Below are 23,102 nucleotides of genomic sequence, written 5' to 3'. Positions count from 1 at the left end.
GCCTCCCGTTTCTTGGACTTCATTTTTGGTGTCCAAGAAACGGGAGGCAGTTCACGAGGCGCCCGCCGGGGCTTTACTATCTCACACCGAGTATCCGGGTTTGCCGGGTACTGTGACTATGCCGGGTTAGCCGCGCATGCCCTCAACCGGGGACATGCGAGCCGAACGAGCCGCCGGCAGCGCCGAAGCTAGCATCGCGGCGAGCACACCCACAATGAGGATGACCACGTACCAGACGTACGGCAGGTCAAGCACAAGCGGGGCGCTGGAACTCACGGCAGCCATCACAATCTTCGCGGAAACCGCACCGATGACCATACCGGCCATCATGCCGATCACCACCGCGGCAAGCGTAATCAGAATCGCCTCAATGGAAATCATGCGGCGCAGCTGCTTGCGGGACAGACCCAGCGAGCGGAGCATCGCGTTCTCGCGGCGGCGTTCGTTGACCGACAAGGTCATCGTGTTCGCCACACCAATGATGGAGATGACCACTGCGAGCATGAGCATCACCAGGGTGAAGGTCAGCATAACGGTCAGCAGCTGGTCAAACGTCTGGCGTTCCTGCAAGCCACCGGTGAAAGAGCTGTCAGGGCTGACGCGGTTCAGTTCAGTCTGCAGGGTCACGTTCTCGCTACTGGTCAGCGGGGATACCGCACGCACCAGAATGACGGTGCCGTTACCTCGTGCCTGGCTGGTGACGGTCAGCTGTGAGGCCTTTGTCTGAGCTTCCTGATCGCCACTCGCGATTGCTTCTTCCACGCGCTTCTGAGCTTCTTCAGCGGCGGGGTTGGCAACTGCCTGCGGGTTCTTGGCGTCCTGCAGCTTGGCGGCGGTGGCAGGGTTGACAAGCAGCAGGTGCTGCTTGGTTTCAGACTTGACGGGCTTGAGTTCCAGTTCGCCGAGCGGGCCGCGCGCCTTCAGACGGCTGGACTCATTCAATCCAGCGGACTTCCAGAGTCCCTGAGGTACGAGCACGGTGTCGTCAGCAAGGTTCGAGTTTTCTTCCGGCAGGATTGCCTTCAGCTCGGAGGAGCTCAGTGCCACCAGGTCAGCGTTCTGGTTGACACTCTGGCCTTCGTACTCGACGGTGTAGTCAACCACACCGGCGGCGTAACCAACAGCGGATGCCTGAACGTTCTTAATGCCCTTGACCTTAGAGGCAATTCCCTCCGCCTTGGTCACGGTAGAAGCCGCCTCAGACTGGTCATACGAGCTGTACGTCGCCTGCGCAGAAATCGGGTACTGCTGATCCAGCGCCTTGACGAACGATGCGCTCAGAACCGTGTAGCCGGTCAGCACAATCGACACTACCAGGGTGCCGACAAGCACAGCACGGCCGGTGGAGACGGTGCGCTTGGGCGAACGCAGAGCGTTGGCGAGCGCAAGCTTACCTGTCTGGGTGCGGGTAACCGTGCCGAGGGCCCGTACCAGCGGGGGTAGTACCAGCGGGGTGATGAGGAAGACCGCAATACCGAGCAGCAGTGCGGCGAGCATGCCGAGGAAGATCGCGGAGTTACCGTCACGTTCGGTGCTGGTTGCCTTATCGAGTGCAGCCACAACAGCGACCACGCCGCCGATGGCGAAGAGGGCACCGATGATGGGGCCAATCTTGCCGGGCTTGCTGACTTCGCGGTTGGTGTGTTCGCTCATTGCGCTAATGGGCGAGATGCGCAGGGCGCTTCGTGCCGGGGAGAGTGACGCCAGAACCGTCACGATGGTGCAGAGGAGCACACTCACCAGAATCGGGGTGATCGAGTAGGAGATCATGATGGTCGAAACCATGCTTCCCACCAGCATGCCGGCCGGGAAGGTCAGCAGTGCACCGATGAGGGAGAACACCACGCCCACGGTAATGGATTCGACGAGTAGCATCCGTACGAGAGAGCCGCCGCGGGCGCCGAGGGTACGCAGCAGAGCCAGTTCACGGATGCGCTGGCCAACCAGCACCGCGAAGGTGTTGGAGATGACGAAGGAGGAAACCAGCAGAGCCAGGGCCGCGAAGGCACCCAGGACCACGCTAATGGAGGTGAAGACCGTGGAGATACTCTTCTGGTAGTCTTCCAGCAGCTTCTGACCGGTCATGACGCGCGGGTCGTTCTTGGTGTCGCCGCTGCTGAGGGTATCCTGCAGGCTCTTGAGTTTGGCGTCGGTTACGCCGTCCTTGAACTTGAGGTAGATGAGGTTCGCGCCAGCCATGCTCCGGTAGCCTGCCGCGGAGTTCTTGTTTTCTGTCTCGGCTGCTTTCAGGGTGGCTTCGCCGAGGCTGGTGCCTCCAATGAAGACAGCCTGGTTGGTGGTGGAGCCTTCAAAACCGGGGTCGAACAGACCGACGACGGTATATTCGGCGGTCTTGTCAGTACCGGGGGCGCTGACAGATTCTACAACATCGGTGCTGGTGACCTTGCCGTTCAGCGAGAGGTTGTGCTTCTTCGCGAAGTAGGTAGAGACCATGATTTCGTGGTCGCTACTGGGGATTTTGCCCTGCACCTTGTACGGGAAGAGGCTAGAGTCGGCGGGCAGCTGGTTGTACTGCACGGGAGCTTTCTGGTCGCCGGTACCGATCGAACCTGAAACGGCATACTGAACCCAGTAGCCGGAGAGTAGGTCGCTCTTTTCTACTTTCTGAATCTGATCACGAGTCAGGTAGATAGAGGTGCTGTCTTTACCGTCGCTGGTTGTGGCGGCGGAGGCGACGACCGCCTCGGCGCGGGAGAGCACGTCACTCACGGAGGAGTTAACGGTCGCCTGCAGCGAGTTGGTGAGCATCATAATGGCGGCGATGAAGAATGATGAGATCGCAATGCCTATGCCCGTGAGGATGTATTTTCCTTTAGAAGCGCGCAGATTGGAGCGCGCCACCGTGTTCAGTGTGGTTGCCACGGCTTATCGACCTTCCAGCTGTGCCATTGCGCCGAGGACGGCGTCGTAGGTGGGTTCGATCATTTCGCCAGCGACCATGCCGTCCTTGATGAAGACCACGCGGTCTGCGTAGGAGGCAGCGTTTGCGTCGTGGGTAACCATGAGGATGGTCTGTGCGTGGTCGGTTGCGGCTGCACGCAGCAGACGCAGCACCTCGGCGCCGGAGTTGGAGTCGAGGTTACCGGTCGGTTCGTCGGCGAAGACCACTTCGGGGCGTGCGAGCAGGGCGCGCACGATGGCGACGCGCTGCTGCTGACCGCCGGAGAGCTGTTCGGGGCGGTGGTCGAGGCGGGTTTCCAGGCCGAGGGTCTTGACCAGGTAGTCGCGCCACTGCGAGTCCGGCTTCTTACCGGCGAGGCCCAGGGGCAGGTCAATGTTCTGGCCCGCGGTGAGGGTGGGCACCAGGTTGAACGCCTGGAAGATGAAGCCGATGTGTTCGCGGCGGAATTCGGTGAGGGCGTTGTCCTTCAGACCGAAGAGCTCGGTACCGCCGATACGAATCGAGGTTGCCGGGTTCGGGTCGGGGGTATCCAGGGTTGCGATGGTCTGCATCAGCGTGGACTTACCCGAGCCGGAGGGGCCCATAATGGCGGTGAACTTGCCCTGCTCAAAGTCAACGGAGACATTGTTGAGGGCGTGGACGGTGGCTTCACCCATGCCGTAGGTTTTGGAAAGGTTTCGTGCGGAGACGGCGAGCTGTGCCGTCTGTACGTGAGGAGTTGTTGTAGTCATAGTTCAATTATCTCACGTAGCATGGCGCTGATTAAGGGGTTTTTCTCATCCTCCCGGTTGATTTTGGCGGGTGTTCACCGGGCCTTGACCTGCGGAGGCGAAGGTTCCTCGCTCATTCCACGGGCTGAGCTGAGCCTGAGGCGGGCTGGGCGGGGCGCAAACCTCATCCTTAAGGATGAGCGGCGACTGAACCGGCGTTCTCACCCTGCGTTCTCATCCTGCGTTCTTACCCAGCACCCCTACCCCCGTATTTCTGCATCGCTTCTCTGCCCGCGCCTACACCTATATATGCGAAAAGCCCCCGGTTCTTCCCCCATCTGGGTGGGGAAGCCGGGAGCTTTCATAGACTATCCGTTACGGCGCTGTCCGCTGATATTCAGGCAGCTGTTATGCCTTGGGCGCTTCGTAGCGGGGGAACACCGGTGCGGGTGCGGGCAGTTCGGTGCCGGGCACGAGTGCGGTGCCGAGGGCTGCGAACTGGCGTGCGTCGCCTTCAGGTACGCCGAGCAGGGTCAGCAGCTTGGCAGTTGCGTCGGGCATGACGGGCTGCAGCAGCAGGGCGACCTGGCGTACGACCTCGAGAGTTACGTACAGCACGGTGTTCATGCGGTCGAGTTCACCGTTCTTGCGCAGGGTCCAGGGTTCCTGTTCTGCAAAGTAGGCGTTGGTGTCTGCGAGGACGGTCCAGATGCGTTCCAAAGCGCGGTGGAATGCCTGCTCGTCGAAATCTGCACGGACGGGCTCGTAGAGGGCTGCCGCCTGGTCGAGGATCTTGCGGTCGGCTTCGGTGAATTCGCCGTGGGTAGGGACGGCACCGCCACAGTTCTTGGCAATCATGGACAGGGAACGCTGGGCGAGGTTGCCGAGGTTGTTTGCCAGGTCGGAGTTGATGCGGTTGATGATGGACTCTTCGGAATAGGAGCCGTCCTGACCGAATGACACTTCACGCATGAGGAAGAAGCGGACGGCGTCCAGGCCGAATGCGTCGACGAGGTTTGCGGGGTCGACGACGTTACCGACGGACTTGGACATCTTTTCGCCGTTGACGAGCAGGAAGCCGTGGCCGAAGACGCGCTTGGGCAGTTCGACTCCGGCGGACCACAGGAATGCGGGCCAGTAGATGGAGTGGAATCGGGTGATGTCCTTACCGATGAGGTGCAGGTCGGCGGGCCAGTACTTGGTGAACAGTTCGTTGTCGGTGTCGGGGTAGCCGAGGCCGGTGAGGTAGTTGGTGAGGGCGTCGACCCACACGTACATGACGTGCTTGTCGTTGCCGGGTACGGGTACGCCCCAGTCGAAGGTGGTGCGGGAGATGGACAGGTCATTGAGGCCGCCCTTGACGAAGGAGATCAGTTCGTTGCGGCGGGATTCGGGGTAGACGTAGCCTTCGTTGGCGTAGAGTTCGAGGAGCTTGTCGCCGTACTTGGAGAGGCGGAAGAAGTAGGATTCTTCTTCGGTCCATTCGACTTCGGTGCCGGTGGTGATGGCGTAGCGCTGGCCGTCGCGGACTTCGGTTTCGTCTTCTGCGTAGTAGGCTTCGTCGCGGACGGAGTACCAGCCGGCGTACTTGTCGAGGTAGATATCGCCGTTTTCTTCCATGCGCTTCCAGATGGCCTGGGATGCGGTGTAGTGGTCGGGGTCGGTGGTGCGGATGAAGCGGTCGTAGCTGATGTTCAGCGCGTCGTTCATTGCTTTGAAGCGTGCGGAGTTCTCGTCGGCGAGTTCCTTGGCGGTTTTGCCTAGTTTTTCGGCGGTGGTCTGCATCTTCTGGCCGTGCTCGTCGGTGCCGGTCATGAAGCGCACGTCGAAGCCGTCGAGGCGCTTGAAGCGGGCTAGCACGTCGGCTGCGATGGTTTCGTAGGCGTGGCCGATGTGCGGGTTGCCATTGGGGTAGGAGATGGCGGTGGTGATGTAGAACGGAGTTGCAGTCATAACTTTCAGTTTACCGCAGTCTTAGGCTAGGCTCTCACTGGGGTTACACTCTGATATGCAACAAACACCCAACCACCACGCAACACGCTAAACCGCGACAGCCCTCCCCCGCCCCAGTTCGCTAGGCACGGGGCGCACATACTGAACCACCGCACATCTACCGCAACCCCGACGGGATTAGCTCAAGGTTCGGCGCCCTCCTCGCTCCTACAGGGGCACCCGCCCTCGCTTCGCTTCGGGCACCCTGATGTCGCTGCGGAGGCCACCGAAACCTCCACGCACCCGCCTAACCGGTGCAGCTACGTTTTCCGGAAGCGCCCTCAGGGTGTCACACGGACGCTCTCCGCAGCGAAGCAAGGAGGAGCGGAGCGTCCGGGTGACGGGTGCCCCTGCGTAGGCGCGGAGGAAACATGTAGCGCACCCGGTAGTCTTGGGAGACGCGAGGTACCCACCCACCCCACCCCTGTAGGAACGAGGACAAACACCGATTCTTCAACCCATGAAGACTGCATTTCAAGGGGAACACAAAAATCCCGCCGATTCCGAAGAATCAGCGGGATTTTCTGTGAAGTGCGCCCCCTGGGACTCGAACCCAGAACCCATTGATTAAGAGTCAATTGCTCTGCCAATTGAGCTAGAGGCGCTTATTTGTTTTTCAGGGTTTCCCCTGCGACAAGTAAATACTATACGGCATTTTATGACTACCCACAACTCGAATGAGCATGAACTGCATCACATATCTAATGGGGGTGCTGTTCAGCTTGAAACAGCAAGAATCCGGCGTTCCACCCCTCCCCTATAGCGGGGTGTGGGTGGAACGCCGGATTCTTAGAAAGCTATTGCTGAGCTACCGTTTAGCGAGCGACGGATCCTTCGGTGTAGTCGTCGTCAGCGGTGTTCCAGGAGAACAGCTCGCGCAGCTTGCGGCCGGTTGCCTCGATGGGGTGTGCCTCGCCCTTTGCGCGCAGTTCCTTGAACTCGGGTGCGCCTGCAGCCTGGTCTTCCATGAAGCGCTTTGCGAAATTGCCGTTCTGGATGTCTGCCAGGACAGCCTTCATGTTTTCCTTGACCTCGGGGGAGATCACGCGGGGGCCGGAGACGTAGTCGCCGTACTCTGCGGTGTCGGAGATGGACCAACGCTGCTTAGCGATGCCGCCCTCAATCATCAGGTCAACGATGAGCTTGAGCTCGTGCAGAACCTCGAAGTATGCGATTTCGGGCTGGTAGCCTGCTTCGGTCAGAACCTCGAAGCCGTACTGGACGAGCTGGGAGGTGGAGCCGCAGAGGACTGCCTGCTCACCGAACAGGTCGGATTCGGTCTCTTCGGTGAAGGTGGTCTTGATAACGCCTGCGCGGGTTGCGCCGAGGCCCTTTGCGTAGGACAGTGCCAGTGCGAGTGCTTCACCGGATGCGTCCTTCTCAACTGCAACCAGGGCGGGAACACCACGGCCTGCTTCGTATTCGCGACGGACGGTGTGGCCGGGGCCCTTGGGGGCGACCATTGCCACGTCGACACCCTCGGGTGCGGTGATGTAGCCGAAGCGGATGTTGAAGCCGTGTGCGAAGAACAGTGCGTTGCCGGGCTTGAGGTTCGGCTCGATGCTCTCTGCGTAGACCTTTGCCTGGACCTGGTCCGGGGTCAGGATCATGATGACGTCTGCTTCTGCTGCTGCTTCTGCAACGGTTGCGACGCGCAGGCCTTCTGCCTCAGCCTTGGCGCGGGACTTGGAGCCCTCGGACAGACCGACGATGACCTTCACACCGGAGTCACGCAGGTTCAGTGCGTGTGCGTGGCCCTGGGAGCCGTAGCCGATAACTGCTACGGTACGACCCTGGATCAGGGAGAGGTCTGCGTCGTCGTTGTAGAAAATGGTTGCTGCCATTTCTTCTCCTCAGTAAGTTTGGTATGCGGCCCAGGCTGGGCTCAACATTGACTATTCTACTTGATAGCTTTTGGGGTGCAGGTTTACGAGAGTAATTCTCAGATTTTGGCTGGAAGTATTTGTACCCTGCATGGTCGGGGGGGGGTACAGGATTTTTCGGTACCCGGGTTTGCTGTACCCATGTTTTTCGGTACCGGGGTTTGCTGTACCCATGTTTGCCATATCTGGCGCTCCCCCGCCCGCACTGCGAATACGTGTGTTTCGGTTGTGCGGGCGGGAGTGCTGCTACAGGGGTAGCGTGGGTTGCGCTAGATACGTTCGCGTTAGATGCGTTCACTCATAGCGCGGGGGCCACGTGCCAGGCCGATGGTGCCTGCGCGAACGATTTCGCGAACACCGTAAGGCTCCAGAACATCCAGAAGTGCGTTGAGCTTCTTCTCAGAACCGGTTGCCTCGATGACAACAGACTCGGGGGAAACGTCAATCACGGATGCGCGGAACAGGTCAGCTGCCTGAACGATCTGCAGGCGAGCAACTGCGTCGGCCTTGACCTTAATCAGGATGTGACCACGCTGGGTGGAGGAGTCTGCGGGAAGCTCGACGACCTTCAGCACGTGAACGAGCTTGTTCAGCTGCTTGGTAATCTGCTCCATGGTGTGTGCGTCACCTTCGGTGACTACGGTGATACGGGAGACACCGGGGTTTTCGGTGGGGCCCACAGCCAGGGAGAGGATGTTGAACAGACGGCGAGAGAACAGACCGGAGACGCGGGTGAGAACGCCCGGCTTGTCTTCTACCAGAACGGACAGAGTGTGCAGAGCCATTAGTTCTCTCCCTCACGATCGAACTCGGGCGAAGTGTTCTTCGCAATCCAAATCTTGTCATTAGATACGCCTGCCGGGACCATAGGCCAGACGAGGGCGTGAGGGCTGACGGTGAAGTCAATGACCACGGGGCGGTCGTTGATTTCGAGGGCAGCCTTGATGGTTGCGTCCACGTCTTCGTCGCGTTCGCAGCGGAAGGTTGCGCAGCCGTATGCTTCGCCGAGCTTGACGAAGTCGGGGATGCGTACGGTGCCGTGACCGTCCTTCAGGTCGGTGTTGGAGTAGCGCTCGTTGTAGAACAGGGTCTGCCACTGGCGCACCATGCCGAGGGAGGAGTTGTTGATGATGGCAACCTTGATGGGGATGTTGTTCTGTGCGCAGGTGACCAGTTCCTGGTTGGTCATCTGGAAGCAGCCGTCACCGTCGATGACCCAGACGGTGGAGTCGGGGTGTGCGACCTTTGCTCCCATGCCTGCGGGCACACCGTAACCCATGGTGCCCAGGCCTGCGGAGCTGACGAAGTGGCGGGGGTTTTCCTGCTGGATGTAGTGTGCGCCCCACATCTGGTGCTGTCCAACGCCGGTGACGTAGTATGCGTCGGGGCCGGTGAGGGCACTGATGCGCTCGAGGACGTATTCGGGCGAGCCGAGGCCGTCGTTGGGCTTCTCATAGCCGAGCGGGTAGTCCTTGCGGATTGCGTTGAGCTCGTTCCACCATTCGGTGAGGTTCGGCAGCTGATCTGCGAACTCGGTGGAGAGCAGGTCGGTCAGCTCGGGCAGTACGTACTTGAGGTCGCCGACGATCGGCACGTCTGCGAAGCGGATCTTCGAGATTTCTGCCGGGTCAACGTCAATGTGGATGACCTTAGCTTCGGGCGCGAAGGAGTCGAGCTTACCGGTGACGCGGTCGTCGAAGCGTGCGCCGAGGGTAATCAGCAGGTCAGACTTCTGCAATGCGGCGACGGCGGGGACGGTTCCGTGCATGCCGGGCATGCCGAGGTTCTGGGGGTCAGAGTCGGGGAATGCACCGATAGCGTTCAGGGTGGTGACGACGGGTGCGCCGATGAGCTTAGCCAGCTTGTGGAACTCTTCGGAAGCACCTGCGCGGACCAGGCCACCGCCGACGTAGAAGACGGGGCGCTTGGATTCGGTGATGAACTTAGCTGCTTCGTGGATTTGCTTGGAGTGGCCGCGGGTGACGGGGGTGTAGCCGCGCAGCTCCAGGTCCTCAGGAATGCCGCGGTATTCCATCATGCCGACCTGTGCGTCCTTGGTGACGTCCACGAGCACGGGGCCGGGGCGGCCGGTGGATGCGATGTGGAATGCTGCTGCGAGCGCGCGGGGGATGTCCTGCGGGTCGGTAATCATGAAGGAGTGCTTGGAGATGGGCATTGCCATGCCGACGATGTCAGCTTCCTGGAATGCGTCAGAGCCCAGCAGCTTAGTGGACACCTGGCCGGTGATTGCGACCAGGGGGATGGAGTCCATGTTTGCGTCTGCGATTGCGGTCAGCAGGTTGGTTGCGCCGGGGCCGGAGGTTGCGATGCAAACGCCGGTCTTGCCGCTGGACACTGCGTAGCCCTGAGCCGCGTGGCCTGCGCCCTGCTCGTGGCGGACCAGGATGTGGCGGACCTTCTTGGAGTCGTAGAGGGGGTCATAGGTCGGCAGAATAGCTCCACCAGGCAGGCCGAATACGTCAGTCACACCCAGGTCTTCGAGGGTGCGGACGATTGCCTGAGAACCGGTCATGCGTTCTGCGGGAGCGTTTGCCGCGTCATCAGAAGTGGAAAATCCCATAGTCATGGAAATGCCTCGTGTCTTAATGGTTCTTCGTTGTACTCAATGTTCTGCGTGGGGTTTGTGTGATTCTCACGCATCCTATGCCCGGGGGTACCAAGCTATAAAAAATGCCCCTCGCTGTTGGTGGTAGCGGTAGGGGCGCTCAGTCGCAGTGAATAGACCCTGCCACTCGCCCTAGGCGACGTCGACAAGGTTTAGAATTCGCTGGAACATTGCTGTCTTCACCCTTCTATGGTGAAGCCCCGGGAGGGGGTGAGTCAAATCTCTATGGGGTGCCGTGGCGGTTTTTGCACGGAAACCCCCAAGTCAACCTTCTTCTTTCATGATGTGGACACCTTGCGCGTGTGCATGGATTCTGGTGCTGGTTTTTGAACGGGTGAGAAAAACTCGCTTTTTTGGATGTCATGGGGCGTAATATGTGCGAATACTCGTGACCTTCATCCTTTGCCCCGGTAGACTGATGCTATGACCGAACCGATTATCCCGGTCGCTGATGAGCTGGCCGAAGCAAGTAAGTACGCAGAGGTTATTGACCCCCGTAACTCTGTTGAGAGTAGCGAGTTTTTGACGGGTGAGGAACTGATTCGGGTTCTGCATCCGGTTTTTGACGAGCAGATTATTAATTACGGTGCATACAATTTGGTGTATGCGACAGGCCGTGCGGTTTACCGTAATCCTGATTTGGCATTGCATCAGTCTCCTGATCAGGGGCATTTTATTGTTGGGTATCAGGATGCACCTGATGAGGTGATTATTGCTCCGGTGATTTTGCCGGCATTGACGCCTGCGGGTACGGCGACGACGATTGATAATACGAATGCTCTGCATGCGTATCGTGTGGGTGATGATGCGGTGACGCTTGAGTCGGTGAATGGCAGCTCATTTTATTTGTCCTTTGAGGATAATGCTGAGGTTGCCACTCGTTTTGGCGTTGGCTTGTTGGAGCAGGGTAAGGACGTGGAGGATTTCCGTGAGTTTGTGACGCGGATTTGGCCGGTCCTGTAGCCTTATGACTTTTCGAAATGATTGCCCGCTGCTGTTGTATGACGGTGGCGGGCTTTCGCATATCCACACCCAACCACCACGCAACACACTAAACCGCGACAGCTCTCCCCGCCCCACGCGCAAAACACCGAGCCGCCACGCAACACACTAAACCGCGACAGCCTCCCGCCACAGTTCGCTAGGCACGGGGCGCACACAAAACCACCGCGAATCTACCGCACCCCCGGCGGGACCGCAGCGCACCCCGAATACCGATACACGCAGAGGTGCATATATCCCCTGCCGCAGCCCCAGGTAACCAAGCGAGAAAGACGGTATCGCCCGTAGTGACATCAGGGTGTCCGAAGCGAAGCGAGGACGGGTCCCCTGTAGGAACGTGGGCGAATACCGTCTTCCAAGCATCGAACACTAGAGCAAGGGGAAATATCTATACCTCAAGCCCAGCAAAATCTTTTTCAGAGGGAACACAAAAATCCCGCCGATTCCGAAGAATCAGCGGGATTTTCTGTGAAGTGCGCCCCCTGGGACTCGAACCCAGAACCCATTGATTAAGAGTCAATTGCTCTGCCAATTGAGCTAGAGGCGCTTGTTTATTTTCAAGGTTTCCCTTGCAACAGAAAAATACTATACGCGACTTTTTGTGGTGTGCGCAAGTTGATTTGGGGTGAGTCTGGACACATTGTTTGGGCGGGGTATGTGGGACACTAGACTGTGTGTATTGCATGGGGCGCGTCCGCCCCTGGTACTGTGTGGGGCGCATCCGCCGCTCCCCTGCTGAATCTCTATTGAAGTTTTGAGGAGTTATTGATGAGCGTTCGTCTTGAGCCGGGTACCCCGGCACCTGCTTTTACCCTTGCTGATGCGTCGGGTAAGGAGCACAGTCTGAGTGATTATGCGGGTAGCAAGGTGATTTTGTATTTTTACCCGAAGGCTTCGACTCCGGGTTGCACTAAGGAGGCGTGCGATTTCCGCGATAATTTGGCGTCGTTGAAGTCGTTGGGTTACGTGGTGTTGGGTGTTTCTCCGGATTCGCCGGCGGCTATTGCGCGTTTTGTGGAGAAGGAGTCGTTGACGTTCCCGTTGCTGTCTGATGCTGATCATGCGGTGGCTGAGGCGTATGGTGCGTGGGGTGAGAAGAAGAATTACGGCAAGGTGTATGAGGGCCTGATTCGTTCGACGTTTGTGATTGATGAGCAGGGTGTTATTTCTGTGGCTCAGTACAATGTGCGTGCGACGGGTCATGTGGCGAAGTTGCGTCGTGATTTGGGTATTGACCCGAAGTAGGGCATGTTTTCTAGGGTTTGCGTATCGCCGTTCTGTTGCTTCTTGAGGGGCTGTTGTTCGACGTGTTTGCGGTCTTTTTGCCCTATGGTGGCTTCTTTTAAGGCTTGGAGAACCTTGGTTCCTGGTGTACACTAATTCTTTGTTACCTCAGACGCATACATCTTTGGATGTGGGGTGACACTGCGCGCGAGTGGTGAAATTGGCAGACACGCAGGATTTAGGTTCCTGTGCCTTATGGCGTGGGGGTTCAAGTCCCCCCTCGCGCACGTACACATTTACATTGGGCCCGCCGTCACGGTTTTCGTGGCGGCGGGTTCTCTTGTATGTGCCTTGCCGGGGTGGGTGTGTCTCGCCCGGTTGGGTGTTGAACCGTTATCCTGAGAGGTAAGCATCCGCGACGGAAGAGAGGACCCTCCCGTGCAGCATCAGCCTTATGCATCGTCAGCTGTTGACAATTCTGATGCGCTGCTGCGAGCTACTGGTGGCTCGAGTGGCTTGAGTCGACGCGCCGTTTTGCGTTTTGGCGCGTTTTTTAGTGCTGGTTTGGCGCTTTCTGCGTGTTCTGGTCAGTCTTCTGCTGATTCTTCGGCAAGTGCGTCGTCTGCTGATGCGCGTCGTGTGTTTCGTTTTGCGCAGGGTGCAGCGCCGTTGGGTTTGGACCCGGCGTTGTTTCCTGTGGCGAGTACGTATCAGGTGACGGTGCAGGTTTTGCAGACATTGTTGGTGGCGAATCATTACACGGGTGATCCTGAGGTTCAGGATTCGTTGTGTACTGAGTGGACGGTTTCTGATGACCGTTTAGTGCATACGTTTGTGTTGCGTGAGGCGCATTTTAGTAGTGGCGTTACGTTGACTGCGGATGCTGTTGTGCAGAATTTCCAGAGGTGGCAGGCGTTGGCTACGGGTGAGGGTACTGCTGCTTTAGCGGTGCCTGCTCAGCCTTTGTTTGCGTGGGGTTTTGGTGTGCCGAAGCCGGGTTCTATTGATCCTTCGGCGGTGGAGCCTGCGCCTGTTCAGGCGTCTCCGTCGGGTGCGGCTACTTCGTCTGTTTCAGCGAGTGCGCCTGCTTCTGCGAGCGCTTCTGATGCTGCGCATCCGGGCGATGAGAAGCCCGCGCAGCATGCTTCCCTACCGCATACGGTGCAGTCTTTCTTGCCGTTGGTTTCGTCGGTGGTGGCGAAGGGTAACTCTGTGGTGGTGACTCTGTCGCGTCCTTCTCTGGCGTTCCCACGTATTTTGACGCAGCAGGCGTTCGGCATTATTGATCCTTCGCTTTTTGGGGCTGATCAGAAGCTGACGGGTAACCCTGTGGGTACGGGTGCGTTCCGTGTGGAGTCATTCGAGGCTGGCACGGTGCGTCTGCTAAAGAATACCCATTTTGATGGTCAGGCACCTGAGCTGGATGAGATTCAGATTTCGACCCTCACGTCGTCGGATAAGCGTTATTTTGCGCTGATGGAGGGTCATATTGATGCGTGCGATCAGGTGAATTCTTCTGATCTGGGACAGTTGGCGCGTGATGGCTATCAGACGCCGGGCCGTGACCCGTTCTCACTGGTGTATTTGGGTTTGAATACGGCACATCCGGTCTTGAAGAATATTTCGGTACGTCGCGCTATTTCGCACGCTGTGGATCGCGGTGCACTACGTCAGTATTATCCGCAGGGCACCTCGGAAGCGCAGACGCTGATTTCGCCGTCGTTCCGCATTAAGGCTGATGATACGAAGGATTACACGGACCGTAATCAGGATATGGCGCGCTCACTGTTAGCGACTGCTGGTTATAACAATCAGGTGATTGAGTGCTACTACCCTGCCGATGTGTCTCTGCCGTGGATGGATACTCCGCAGAAGGTGTATTCGGAGATGGTGGCTTCGCTGATTGAGGTGGGTCTGAATATTAAGCCGGTGCCGTTGCCGTGGGCTGAGTATTTGGAGAAGAGCCGTGAGGTTTCTTCTGAGCGCGGTATTACGTTGGCTGGTTTCTACGGCATGTACCGTGACCCGTACGCATTCTTTGGTCCTGTGTTGGCGCAGTTGATTGCTGAGCATCAGGTGCGTTCGTTAATTGCGAATGCGCCGACGGATATGACGACGGGTTTGACGAAGAAGAATTCTGATTTTCCGTCGTCGCGTAGTGCGGATTCCAACGTTCAAATTTCTGCGGCTCCGAGCCCGCAGCCAAGTTATTCGCCAGATCCGTTGTCTCCGGAGGAGGCTTCGGCTTCTGCTTCGCCGAGCCCTTCGGCGACTCCTTCGCCGTCGCCTACTGCCGTGGCGGTGGCGCCTTCGCCTCGTTTTAGTGAGGTGATGGAGGCGATTCGTACCGCAGATTCTGCTGTTTCAGTGGATTCGCAGCGTGAGTTGTATGCGAAGGTTGTGTCTCAGTTGGGTCAGTTCATGCCGGCGGTTCCGTTGTTGAATGTGACGTCTAAGGTGGCTGTGAGCCGTGAGGTTCAGGGTTATCAGACGGAGCAGAATGCGATTGAGCTGTTTGGAAAACTGCGTAAGTTGTAGACAGTTCCGGGTGTGATGTTGCGTTGTGTGTGTTTGGAGTGCTCTGGAGGCTTTTTACCCTCCAGGGAAGCTAACATGTGAACTGCAACACTCTCCTGTTATTTACTGATTCTAGTTATGCCTCCCCCGCTAAAAGGAGTAGGCTAGATGATGTACCCCACAGTCATTGTGCCCAAGGACGGGCACCCTCACCCTAAGGGAGAATTCAGTGGTAGCACGTACCGAACGAACCGACGTCGTCCTGGTTGGCGGCGGCGTTATGAGCGCCACCCTCGGTGTATTCCTCAAGGAACTCGAACCAAGCTGGAACATCATCCTGCTTGAACGCCTCGACAAGGTTGCTCAGGAATCCTCCAACCCCTGGAATAACGCAGGTACCGGCCACTCGGCACTGTGCGAGCTCAACTACGCCCCCGCTGGCCCCGACGGTACTGTCTCCGCCGCCAAGGCGCTGAACATTAACGAGCAGTTCCAGGTTTCCCGCCAGTTCTGGGCATCCCTGGTTGAGAAGAATATTCTGACGGACACCAGCTTCATCAACCCGGTACCCCACATGTCCCTGGTCTTCGGGGAGGAGCACGCGAAGTACCTGGCTGCACGCTACGACTCTTTCCGTAAGGAGAAGCTCTTTGAGCGCATGCAGTTCTCCACCGACCGCGACAAGATCGCTGAGTGGGCTCCGCTGACCGTCAAGGGCCGCAAGGGTAACGAGCCGATGGCTGCAACCTGGTCCCCCGAGGGTACCGACGTGAACTTCGGTTTCCTCACCGAGCAGATGGTCGCTTACCTGCAGACCAAGGGTGTTGAGGTTCGCTACGGCTACCAGGTCACCAACCTGAACCGCGAGTCGAACGGCTCCTGGCAGGTTGAGGCTACTAACCGCCTCAACAAGAACGAGGCGCTGAGCATCAACGCGAAGTTCGTGTTCCTCGGCGCCGGTGGTGGCGCCCTGCATCTGCTGCAGAAGTCCGGTATTGAAGAGGGTAAGGGCTACGGCGGCTTCCCCGTCTCCGGTCTGTTCCTGTGCAACACCCACGAGGCAACCGCAAACCAGCACAACGCTAAGGTGTACGGTCAGGCTTCGGTGGGTGCGCCTCCCATGTCTGTACCCCACCTGGATACCCGCTACGTGGACGGCAAGCGCGCCCTGCTCTTCGGCCCCTACGCCGGTTTCAAGACGAACTTCTTGAAGCAGGGTTCCGTACTGGATCTGCCGAAGTCCCTGCGCCTACACAATCTCTACCCCATGACCCGTGCAGGTCTTGATAACTTCTCCCTGGTCAAGTACCTGCTCACCGAGCTACTGCAGAACAAAAACGCTCGCTTGGAGACCCTGCACCAGTACTACCCCGAGGCTGACGGCGGCGAGTGGGAGCTCATCGAGGCTGGTCAGCGCGTCCAGATCATGAAGAAGGACCCGAAGAAGGGCGGCATCCTGCAGTTCGGTACCGAGGTTGTTTCTGCGGCTGACGGCTCCATCGCGGCTCTGCTGGGCGCATCCCCCGGTGCTTCTACTGCGGCTCCGATTATGCTGAACTTGCTCAAGCAGTGCTTCCCCGCCAAGATGGCTGGCTGGGAGCCCCGCCTGAAGGAGCTCGTCCCCGGTTACGGCGTGAAGCTCAACGACAACCCGGATCTGGCTGATGAGCTGATGGCTCACACCGCTAAGGTTCTGGGTATTCACAACTAGTTTTCAGTTAGGCTCAGCAGGTAGCTTTATACCCTAGCTGACGAGCCTTTCTGAGGCTTTTCGGGGCTGTTACCCTCTCTAACTGACCGACAGGTCAGCTATCTGCACTCGCAGAAAAATATGGGAGGGTCATAAAACCCTATAATGTCACCGCAGGGGTGGGAAGAACAGCTCATTGTTCTCCTCGCCCCTTCTGTGCGCCCACACGCTGAAGCTAATAGGCGCACCACTGTATACCACCCACTCATTCAAGGAGCCCCATTGGCTGCACACACAGGCTCTTCCACGGACACCTCCTCAGCCCAGGTATCCGCCGGAGCTCGACGCGGACTCTTCTCCCGTAAGAAGAAGCCCGCGGCCCCCAAGTACGCAAGCGTGAAACTGCGCGACTTCCCCAGGGGAAGCATCCTCTACATCCTGCGCCGTGCCCTCTTCAAGTTCGGCGCAAACGGCGCAAGCGACATGGCGGCAGCACTCACCTACTTCACCGTGCTGTCCATTTTCCCCGCCCTGCTGGCGATTGTCTCCCTACTGGGCGTATTCGGTCACGGTGAGGATAGCACCGCCGTCATCCTTGCCTTCCTCAAGGACAACGCACCCGCCCAGATGTACGCCATTATGGAAGACCCCATCAAGCAGATTACCGGCGACCAAGGCGCAGGCCTGGTGCTGTTGACCGGTATCCTCAGTGCGCTCTGGTCCGCCTCCGGGTACACCGAATCCTTCGGCCGAGCTCTCAACACGGTCTACAACGTGCGTGAAGGCCGACCCGGCTGGATCCTCAAGCCGCTGAACGTCTTCGTCACCACCGTGATTATCATCCTCGTAGTACTCATGATGCTCATGCTGCTGCTGGGCGCAACCGTCCTCGATTTGGTCGGTCGGTATGTACCCGAAACCGTGGATATGGAGCTCATCAAGCTCATCTGGCTGAACGGCCGCTGGGTCCTCATCCTGTTCATGGCAATCATTCTGATCACTCTGCTCTACGCCGCCACCCCGAACGTGCGCCGCTTCAAACAGTGGAAGCTCTCCCCCGGTGCGGCGCTCGCCCTCTTCGGCATGGGCCTGGGCGGTTTCGGATTCACCCTCTACGCCAACAACTTCAGCAAGTACAACGCCACCTACGGCCTCATCGGTGGTGTGATTGTGATGCTGCTGTTCATCTGGATCATGAACAATATGCTCCTCTTCGGCGCGCACCTGGACGCAGAAATCATGCTCATGCGCCAGGTACTCGCCGGCGAAGACGACCACGGACATCTGAAGGTTCAGCCGCGCAGCACCACCGCATCCCGTGCGATGAAAGAACAGCGCGAACGCCTCATGTCCGCCGGACACGAACTGCAACAGCAGGCGGCAGGCCAGGGCATGCTCCCCAAGCCGAAGGGCCCCTCCATTGCCGCTCGCGTGCAGAAGGCGGTGGACACCAACACCACCATGATTCGCACGTTCATTGCCGACGGTAAGGAACGCATCGAAAACGACAAGGAGCAGCTGCATAAGCAGGCGAAAGCCGACACCAAGACGGAAGCTACCGAATCTGAGGCGAAGGCGGACTCTCAGCAGGAGGCGCTCTTCGATCAGAGCACCGATAACTCAACCGGTGCGACACATAAGAACTAAGCGGCAGCTCAGCTGAGCGCGTACCGCACCAACGCATCAAGGGCGCGAGACAGAAAAGGGCGCAGGACAGAAGCCCTGCGCTGGTCACTAAGATAGACATATGACCAGTGCAGATTTCTCTCCCGCGCCCTTTGCCGTACCCAACGCTGCTGTACCCAATGTTGCGGCGTCCAACGTCGCTGAGCCCAATGTTGCGGCACACAATGCCGCAGCACCCGCCGTCGTTCTCCCCGACCTCGAGTACACCCTCTACCAGCCGCAGCAACTCAAAAGCCGCGTCCCCGCCCTCATGATTCACGGCTTCGCCACCCGCGGCGAACAGCTCTACGGGGGCACCAGCTGGATCCGCCAATACCTGCGCGCCGGATACCCCGTGCTAATCGTTGACCTGCCCTACCACTCAGACGAATACCTCAAAGACCCCGAATCCATGCACGCCATCGACTGCAAGCTCCCCAACAACACGGGCGTGCGTAGCCGCACAATTCCGTTCGATTCGGTACCCCCTGTCGATGCGGCAGGCCAGCCGCTGACCCCCATGCACCTGTTCACCAACCTGCTCGCCCAGCTACTGCGCACCGTCGCAACCGAGAACGACCTCGGCGTTGAACTGGAGCCCCGCGCGCACGTTATCGGATTCTCCTTCGGCGCCCGCATCGGCTGGGAACTCGCCCTCACCCACCCGGAGGCGGTCGCATCCCTCACCCTGGGCGGTCTGCCCCTGCACGACCACCTCATCACCCTGCGCGCCATGCTCGAAGCGCACGAGGGCACCAGCGTCACGGCGAATAGTGAAACCCCGGCGGCAGACTCCACCAACGAGGCGATTGCCTCCTTCACCTCGATTATTGACAACTCCCCCATTCAGCCCGAGGCGCTGCTGAAGTTCGTGCGGATTCCCTTCGGCCCATTCTTCGACGTGCCCGCCCTGCGTGCCGGATCCCCGAACCTACCTGCGGGTCACCCGGGCGCGCATCCGCACGCACCCATTGCGGTCGTGCTCGGTGACGCGGACACCATCGCCGCCGACGGGGCAGAACTCTACGATATGGTGCGCGGCAACAACCCGTTCAACCGTTTTATCTCCCTGCCCGGCCGCGACCACGTCAACGCACTGACCTCGGGTGCGTTCCGACGCGGTGCGCTCGCCTTTGCTGCCGATGTGGAGGCGGCAAAGGTAGAAGCGTCAGAGTAAGCAGCCGCAGGCCACGCGGGTTCCGGAAGGGTTCTGGGCGGAATAAGCGACAACGTCATAAAACGTCAAATTCGCGGGGGTGCTTCACTATTAGCTTTATCGTGCGTCAGGTGCGCCGTTGCTCGTAGAATGGGAACATATCAAAAAACCTTTATCTGCGGTTGAACCTCAGCCGCGCCCAGCAAAGGAGCACCATGCACAAGGTTAAGGCTGTCGTAGCCCTCGCCCAGGACGCGCCTGTCACCGTCACCACCATCAACGTACCCGACCCCGGCAAGGGCGAAGCACTCGTTAAGGTCCTCACCTGCGGTGTCTGCCAGACCGACCACCACTACGTCACCGGCGGCGTCGGTCAGGACTTCCCCTACCTGCTCGGCCACGAGTCCGCAGGTATCGTCGAGGCTGTCGGCGATGACGTCACCGACATCGCCCCCGGCGACCTGGTCATCCTCAACTGGCGTGCCGTCTGCGGCGAATGCCGCGCATGCCGCAAGGGCCAGCCGCAGTACTGCTTCGCAACCCACAACGCAACCCAGAAGATGACCCTCGAGGACGGCACCGAGCTCACCCCCGCACTGGGTATCGGCTCCTTCGCTGAGAAGACCCTCGTCGCAGCCGGTCAGTGCACCAAGATCACCGCTGACATCAGCCCCGAACAGTACGCAGCCATCGGTCTGCTCGGCTGCGGCGTCACCGCAGGTCTGGGCGCTGTTCTGAACACCGGTGAGCTCAAGCGCGGCGAGTCCGTCGCAGTCATCGGCTGCGGCGGCGTCGGCACCGCAGCAATCGCAGGCGCACAGCTCGGTGGCGCAACCACCATCATCGCCGTCGACATCGACGAAGAGAAGCTGGCACGCGCACGCGAGCACGGCGCAACCCACACCGTGAACTCCTCCAAGGTCGACCCCGTCGCGGCCATCAAGGAACTCACCGGCGGCTTCGGTGCAGACCTCGTCATCGACGCTGTCGGCATCGCCCCCACCTTCAAGCAGGCATTCGAAGCACGCGATCTGGCTGGCCGCGTCGTCCTCGTCGGCGTACCCGCACCCGGCACCACCTGGGACATCCCGCTGGATGAGGTGTTCGGCCGCGGCGGCTCTATCAAGAGCGCATGGTACGGCGACACCCTGCCCTCCCGCGACTTCCCTGAATTCGTTGACCAGTACCTGCGTGGCCGCCTCGACCTGGACGGCTTCGTCTCCGAGCGCATCCACCTCGAAGACATCAACGAAGCATTCGAAACTATGAAGACCGGCCGCGTGCTGCGCTCGGTTGTGGAACTCTAGGAGCGTAGCGTGAGCGAACGTATTGAACGAGTTGTTACCTCCGGCACCTTCTCGCTGGACGGCGGCTGCTGGGATGTCGACAACAACGTCTGGATCATCGGCAATGGTTCCTCCGTGATTATTATTGACCCCGCCCACGACGTCGACAAGATCTCCCGCACCGTCGCAGGCCGCACCGTGGAGAAGATCCTGCTGACCCACGCCCACGACGACCATATCCGCAGCGCCAAGGAGGCGGCAGAGCGCTTCGGCGCCCCCGTCTACCTGAACCCCGCAGACCGTGTTCTCTGGGAAATGGTGTACCCCTCCTGGGACTTCGACAACGAACTCGCTGACGGCGACGTACTGCGCATCGGCGACACCGAGCTGAAGGTCATCACCACCCCCGGCCACTCCCCCGGCTCCGTGTGCTTCTACGCGCCCGCCCTCAGCTGGGAGAACAGCGAAGGCGTCGTCTTCTCCGGCGACACCCTCTTCAACGGCGGCCCCGGCGCAACCGGACGCTCCTACAGCGATTTCGACACCATCATCGAGTCGATTTCGACCCGCCTGCTGACCCTGCCCGAGTCCACCGCGGTCCTCACCGGCCACGGCGACAGCACCGGCATCGGCTTGGAAGCCCTCGAGCTTCCGGCATGGATTAAACGCGGTCACTAAAAGGTGGCCTCACGCTGAGGCTCACAGGCTGAGGTTCTCAAGCCGAGGCCCACCACAAACCGAGCACGGTACACAAAAGGCGGATGCCCCACCACTTGCAGAAGGTGGCGGGGCATCCGCCTTTCAACATGCGCTAACGACGTTCCAACTGATCCCAAGGAGTCAGCTGCTCCTCACGCTCCTCACGCCACAAATAGCCAAACAAATGACCCAACGCAAAATACAGAGTCGCAATAATCACCGGAACCATAAACGCATTACGGTAATACGGGGCATCCCCCATATAGCCTCCCCACATGCTACCCAACCCCGTGCCAACGCCCAGCATCGAACGAGTAAAGAAGCTCGCCTGAGCATCCGGAATATGCTTCATCGAACGGTTCAACGACAGCTCATGACCAGCAAAAGCCACACCCAGCGCCGCACCACAGAACACCAAAGCATAGAAAATCGTGGACGTATCATCACTCACTGGCAAATACAGGGCACCCATAATCAGCAGAACGCCGCTCACAAGCCAACCATGCCACGGGTTCACCGAACGGGCACCCAGAACCACGGGGAAAGCCACAAGCACCATCGCGCCGGTACCGGTCGCAACCATCGCCATGAACAGGTTCATCGAACCATGAATCAGCGAGAAACCCAGCAGACCCGAACCGACCGCACCCATACTTGCACCCAGCAACACCAGACCAAGAATCAGCACCACCATCTGCTTATTCGGGCGGACCAAGTTCTTCGGCGGAGACATGCGAATACGCGAAATATCAGGCAGCCACATCGGCGCGGCTAGAACCACAATGAACAGCAGCGCATCCAGAATCATCGTGACCCAGAAGCCCGCATACTCATGATTCGGGGTGATGTACGCATCGCCCAGCCACACCAGCAGAGCAGCCAGCGGGTGCATCAACAGGTTCGCCGCCGTACCCCAAGAAACAGCCGTCGACAAGCGAACGTCACTGTACTTATAGTTGCGGCGGTACAGCGACTCCAACGCAAACGGCGTCCACGGTGGAGTCGTAAAACCCATCGCCACACAAGAGAGCGCATGGTACGTCGTACTCACGTTATTCGGGTCAACCGTCAAACGCCAACCAATGACCAGCATATTCAGCACCGCAGCAATATTCAACACCGACGTAATCGCCAGCAACGCCCTCAAGCCCAGGGCACGCACCAGCATCGGGCCGAGCATAATCTGCACCGAATAAGCGCCAACAAACGCCGCCACCGCATAGCCGCCATCATGCACACTACCCAGGTGGCTCGCCAACAGAATATACAGTGCAAACGCCGAAGAAGCCGCCGGAATGTGGAACAGAATCGTCAACAGGTTACGGGCAAAACCCTCATCACGGAGCACACCGCGCAGATGGTAACGCGGCTCCTTACTGTTACGCAGGAACAACACCCAATGCTGACGCAAAATATCCGGCAGCGAGGTGTTCGTGTTAACCTCATCCGCAGCCAGCACCGGTCGCGGCGGCAACTCCTGCAACACATGGTCGTTACTGCGCACCACATCCGTCAGGGAGGTGCCCGGAACTTTCGGAATGCCTGTACCCGAAGCATTCAACCTATCCGGAGTATCGGGGGCGGGTGCCACCTTCATGGTGCGCGGAGGAGCCTCCGGCGCGGATGCGCTAGCGCGCGCATCAGCCGAAGGTTCCACACGATACGTTGAATTCGGTGCCCTGTCCTCAGGTATCGAGGTCATCATCTCTTTCACGAATAAGCCGCCGGA

15 protein-coding genes and 3 tRNA genes are annotated in these 23,102 nt (G+C 59.1%); 9 read left to right on the top strand and 9 right to left on the bottom strand.

Annotated elements, in window-relative coordinates:
- Positions 1–126: 126 nt before the first annotated feature.
- The 7 genes from NML54_RS01790 to NML54_RS01760 form a co-directional block, all read right to left on the bottom strand.
- Positions 127–2,883: an ABC transporter permease gene (locus NML54_RS01790; protein ID WP_254755641.1), complete on the bottom strand. Its 2,757-nt coding sequence runs from the start codon at positions 2,881–2,883 to the stop codon at positions 127–129.
- Positions 2,884–2,886: 3 nt separating this feature from the next.
- Complete coding sequence (locus tag NML54_RS01785; protein WP_254755640.1) at positions 2,887–3,654, bottom strand: ABC transporter ATP-binding protein; 768 nt, start codon at positions 3,652–3,654, stop codon at positions 2,887–2,889.
- 387 nt (positions 3,655–4,041) lie between these two features.
- Positions 4,042–5,586, bottom strand: coding sequence for a methionine--tRNA ligase (gene metG / locus NML54_RS01780; RefSeq protein ID WP_254755639.1), 1,545 nt, complete (start codon positions 5,584–5,586; stop codon positions 4,042–4,044).
- A 571-nt stretch (positions 5,587–6,157) separates the two neighbouring features.
- A tRNA-Lys gene (locus tag NML54_RS01775) sits at positions 6,158–6,230 on the bottom strand.
- Between the two features lie 210 nt (positions 6,231–6,440).
- Positions 6,441–7,469, bottom strand: coding sequence for a ketol-acid reductoisomerase (gene ilvC / locus NML54_RS01770; RefSeq protein WP_254755638.1), 1,029 nt, complete (start codon positions 7,467–7,469; stop codon positions 6,441–6,443).
- Positions 7,470–7,792: 323 nt separating this feature from the next.
- Positions 7,793–8,293, bottom strand: coding sequence for an acetolactate synthase small subunit (gene ilvN, locus NML54_RS01765; RefSeq protein ID WP_254755637.1), 501 nt, complete (start codon positions 8,291–8,293; stop codon positions 7,793–7,795).
- Complete coding sequence (locus tag NML54_RS01760; protein WP_254755636.1) at positions 8,293–10,095, bottom strand: acetolactate synthase large subunit; 1,803 nt, start codon at positions 10,093–10,095, stop codon at positions 8,293–8,295. The genes ilvN and NML54_RS01760 overlap by 1 nt, the downstream gene beginning before the upstream one ends.
- A 462-nt stretch (positions 10,096–10,557) precedes the next feature.
- On the opposite strand from NML54_RS01760, the gene NML54_RS01755 reads away from it, so the two are divergent.
- Positions 10,558–11,097 carry a hypothetical protein gene (locus NML54_RS01755; RefSeq protein ID WP_254755635.1) on the top strand — a complete coding sequence of 180 codons (540 nt, stop codon included), beginning with the start codon at positions 10,558–10,560 and terminating at the stop codon, positions 11,095–11,097.
- A gap of 513 nt (positions 11,098–11,610) precedes the next feature.
- On the opposite strand, the gene NML54_RS01750 is transcribed toward NML54_RS01755, so the two are convergent.
- Positions 11,611–11,683: transfer RNA gene (locus NML54_RS01750), tRNA-Lys, on the bottom strand.
- 221 nt (positions 11,684–11,904) lie between these two features.
- Here NML54_RS01750 and bcp point away from each other — a divergent pair.
- The 8 genes from bcp to NML54_RS01710 all read left to right on the top strand — a co-directional run bounded on the left by bcp (position 11,905) and on the right by NML54_RS01710 (position 21,352).
- Entirely contained in the window at positions 11,905–12,381 is a 477-nt protein-coding gene (gene bcp / locus NML54_RS01745; RefSeq protein ID WP_005508643.1) for a thioredoxin-dependent thiol peroxidase, read from the top strand.
- Between the two features lie 184 nt (positions 12,382–12,565).
- A tRNA-Leu gene (locus NML54_RS01740) sits at positions 12,566–12,647 on the top strand.
- A 151-nt stretch (positions 12,648–12,798) separates the two neighbouring features.
- Positions 12,799–14,898: an ABC transporter substrate-binding protein gene (locus tag NML54_RS01735; protein ID WP_254755634.1), complete on the top strand. Its 2,100-nt coding sequence runs from the start codon at positions 12,799–12,801 to the stop codon at positions 14,896–14,898.
- A 208-nt stretch (positions 14,899–15,106) separates the two neighbouring features.
- On the top strand, positions 15,107–16,588 hold the full coding sequence (locus NML54_RS01730) for a malate:quinone oxidoreductase (RefSeq protein ID WP_254755633.1): 1,482 nt from the start codon (positions 15,107–15,109) through the stop codon (positions 16,586–16,588).
- Positions 16,589–16,849: 261 nt separating this feature from the next.
- On the top strand, positions 16,850–18,214 hold the full coding sequence (locus NML54_RS01725; protein ID WP_254755632.1) for a YihY/virulence factor BrkB family protein: 1,365 nt from the start codon (positions 16,850–16,852) through the stop codon (positions 18,212–18,214).
- A gap of 100 nt (positions 18,215–18,314) precedes the next feature.
- The gene (locus tag NML54_RS01720) at positions 18,315–19,409 is read left to right on the top strand and encodes an alpha/beta fold hydrolase (protein ID WP_254755631.1); all 1,095 of its coding nucleotides are present in this window, start codon (positions 18,315–18,317) and stop codon (positions 19,407–19,409) included.
- 194 nt (positions 19,410–19,603) lie between these two features.
- Complete coding sequence (locus NML54_RS01715) at positions 19,604–20,695, top strand: S-(hydroxymethyl)mycothiol dehydrogenase (protein ID WP_254755630.1); 1,092 nt, start codon at positions 19,604–19,606, stop codon at positions 20,693–20,695.
- A 9-nt stretch (positions 20,696–20,704) separates the two neighbouring features.
- Positions 20,705–21,352, top strand: a complete 648-nt coding sequence (locus NML54_RS01710) for an MBL fold metallo-hydrolase (protein ID WP_254755629.1) — start codon at positions 20,705–20,707, stop codon at positions 21,350–21,352.
- A gap of 133 nt (positions 21,353–21,485) precedes the next feature.
- On the opposite strand, the gene NML54_RS01705 is transcribed toward NML54_RS01710, so the two are convergent.
- Positions 21,486–23,030, bottom strand: a complete 1,545-nt coding sequence (locus NML54_RS01705; protein WP_254755628.1) for an MFS transporter — start codon at positions 23,028–23,030, stop codon at positions 21,486–21,488.
- Between the last annotated feature and the right edge of the window lie 72 nt (positions 23,031–23,102).

Source organism: Rothia gullae, assembly GCF_024294905.1.
Classification (GTDB): domain Bacteria; phylum Actinomycetota; class Actinomycetes; order Actinomycetales; family Micrococcaceae; genus Rothia.
Note: the sequence above shows the minus strand (reverse complement) of the source record. Positions and strands in the feature narration are given on the sequence as shown.

What these genes read in the sequence shown, in the direction of transcription:
- NML54_RS01785 (WP_254755640.1), bottom strand. Translation starts at nt 3,654, where the DNA reads ATGACTACAACAACTCCTCACGTACAGACGGCACAGCTCGCCGTCTCC.
- metG (WP_254755639.1), bottom strand. Translation starts at nt 5,586, where the DNA reads ATGACTGCAACTCCGTTCTACATCACCACCGCCATCTCCTACCCCAAT.
- ilvC (WP_254755638.1), bottom strand. Translation starts at nt 7,469, where the DNA reads ATGGCAGCAACCATTTTCTACAACGACGACGCAGACCTCTCCCTGATC.
- ilvN (WP_254755637.1), bottom strand. Translation starts at nt 8,293, where the DNA reads ATGGCTCTGCACACTCTGTCCGTTCTGGTAGAAGACAAGCCGGGCGTT.
- NML54_RS01760 (WP_254755636.1), bottom strand. Translation starts at nt 10,095, where the DNA reads ATGACTATGGGATTTTCCACTTCTGATGACGCGGCAAACGCTCCCGCA.
- NML54_RS01755 (WP_254755635.1), top strand. Translation starts at nt 10,558, where the DNA reads ATGACCGAACCGATTATCCCGGTCGCTGATGAGCTGGCCGAAGCAAGT.
- bcp (WP_005508643.1), top strand. Translation starts at nt 11,905, where the DNA reads ATGAGCGTTCGTCTTGAGCCGGGTACCCCGGCACCTGCTTTTACCCTT.
- NML54_RS01720 (WP_254755631.1), top strand. Translation starts at nt 18,315, where the DNA reads ATGACCAGTGCAGATTTCTCTCCCGCGCCCTTTGCCGTACCCAACGCT.
- NML54_RS01715 (WP_254755630.1), top strand. Translation starts at nt 19,604, where the DNA reads ATGCACAAGGTTAAGGCTGTCGTAGCCCTCGCCCAGGACGCGCCTGTC.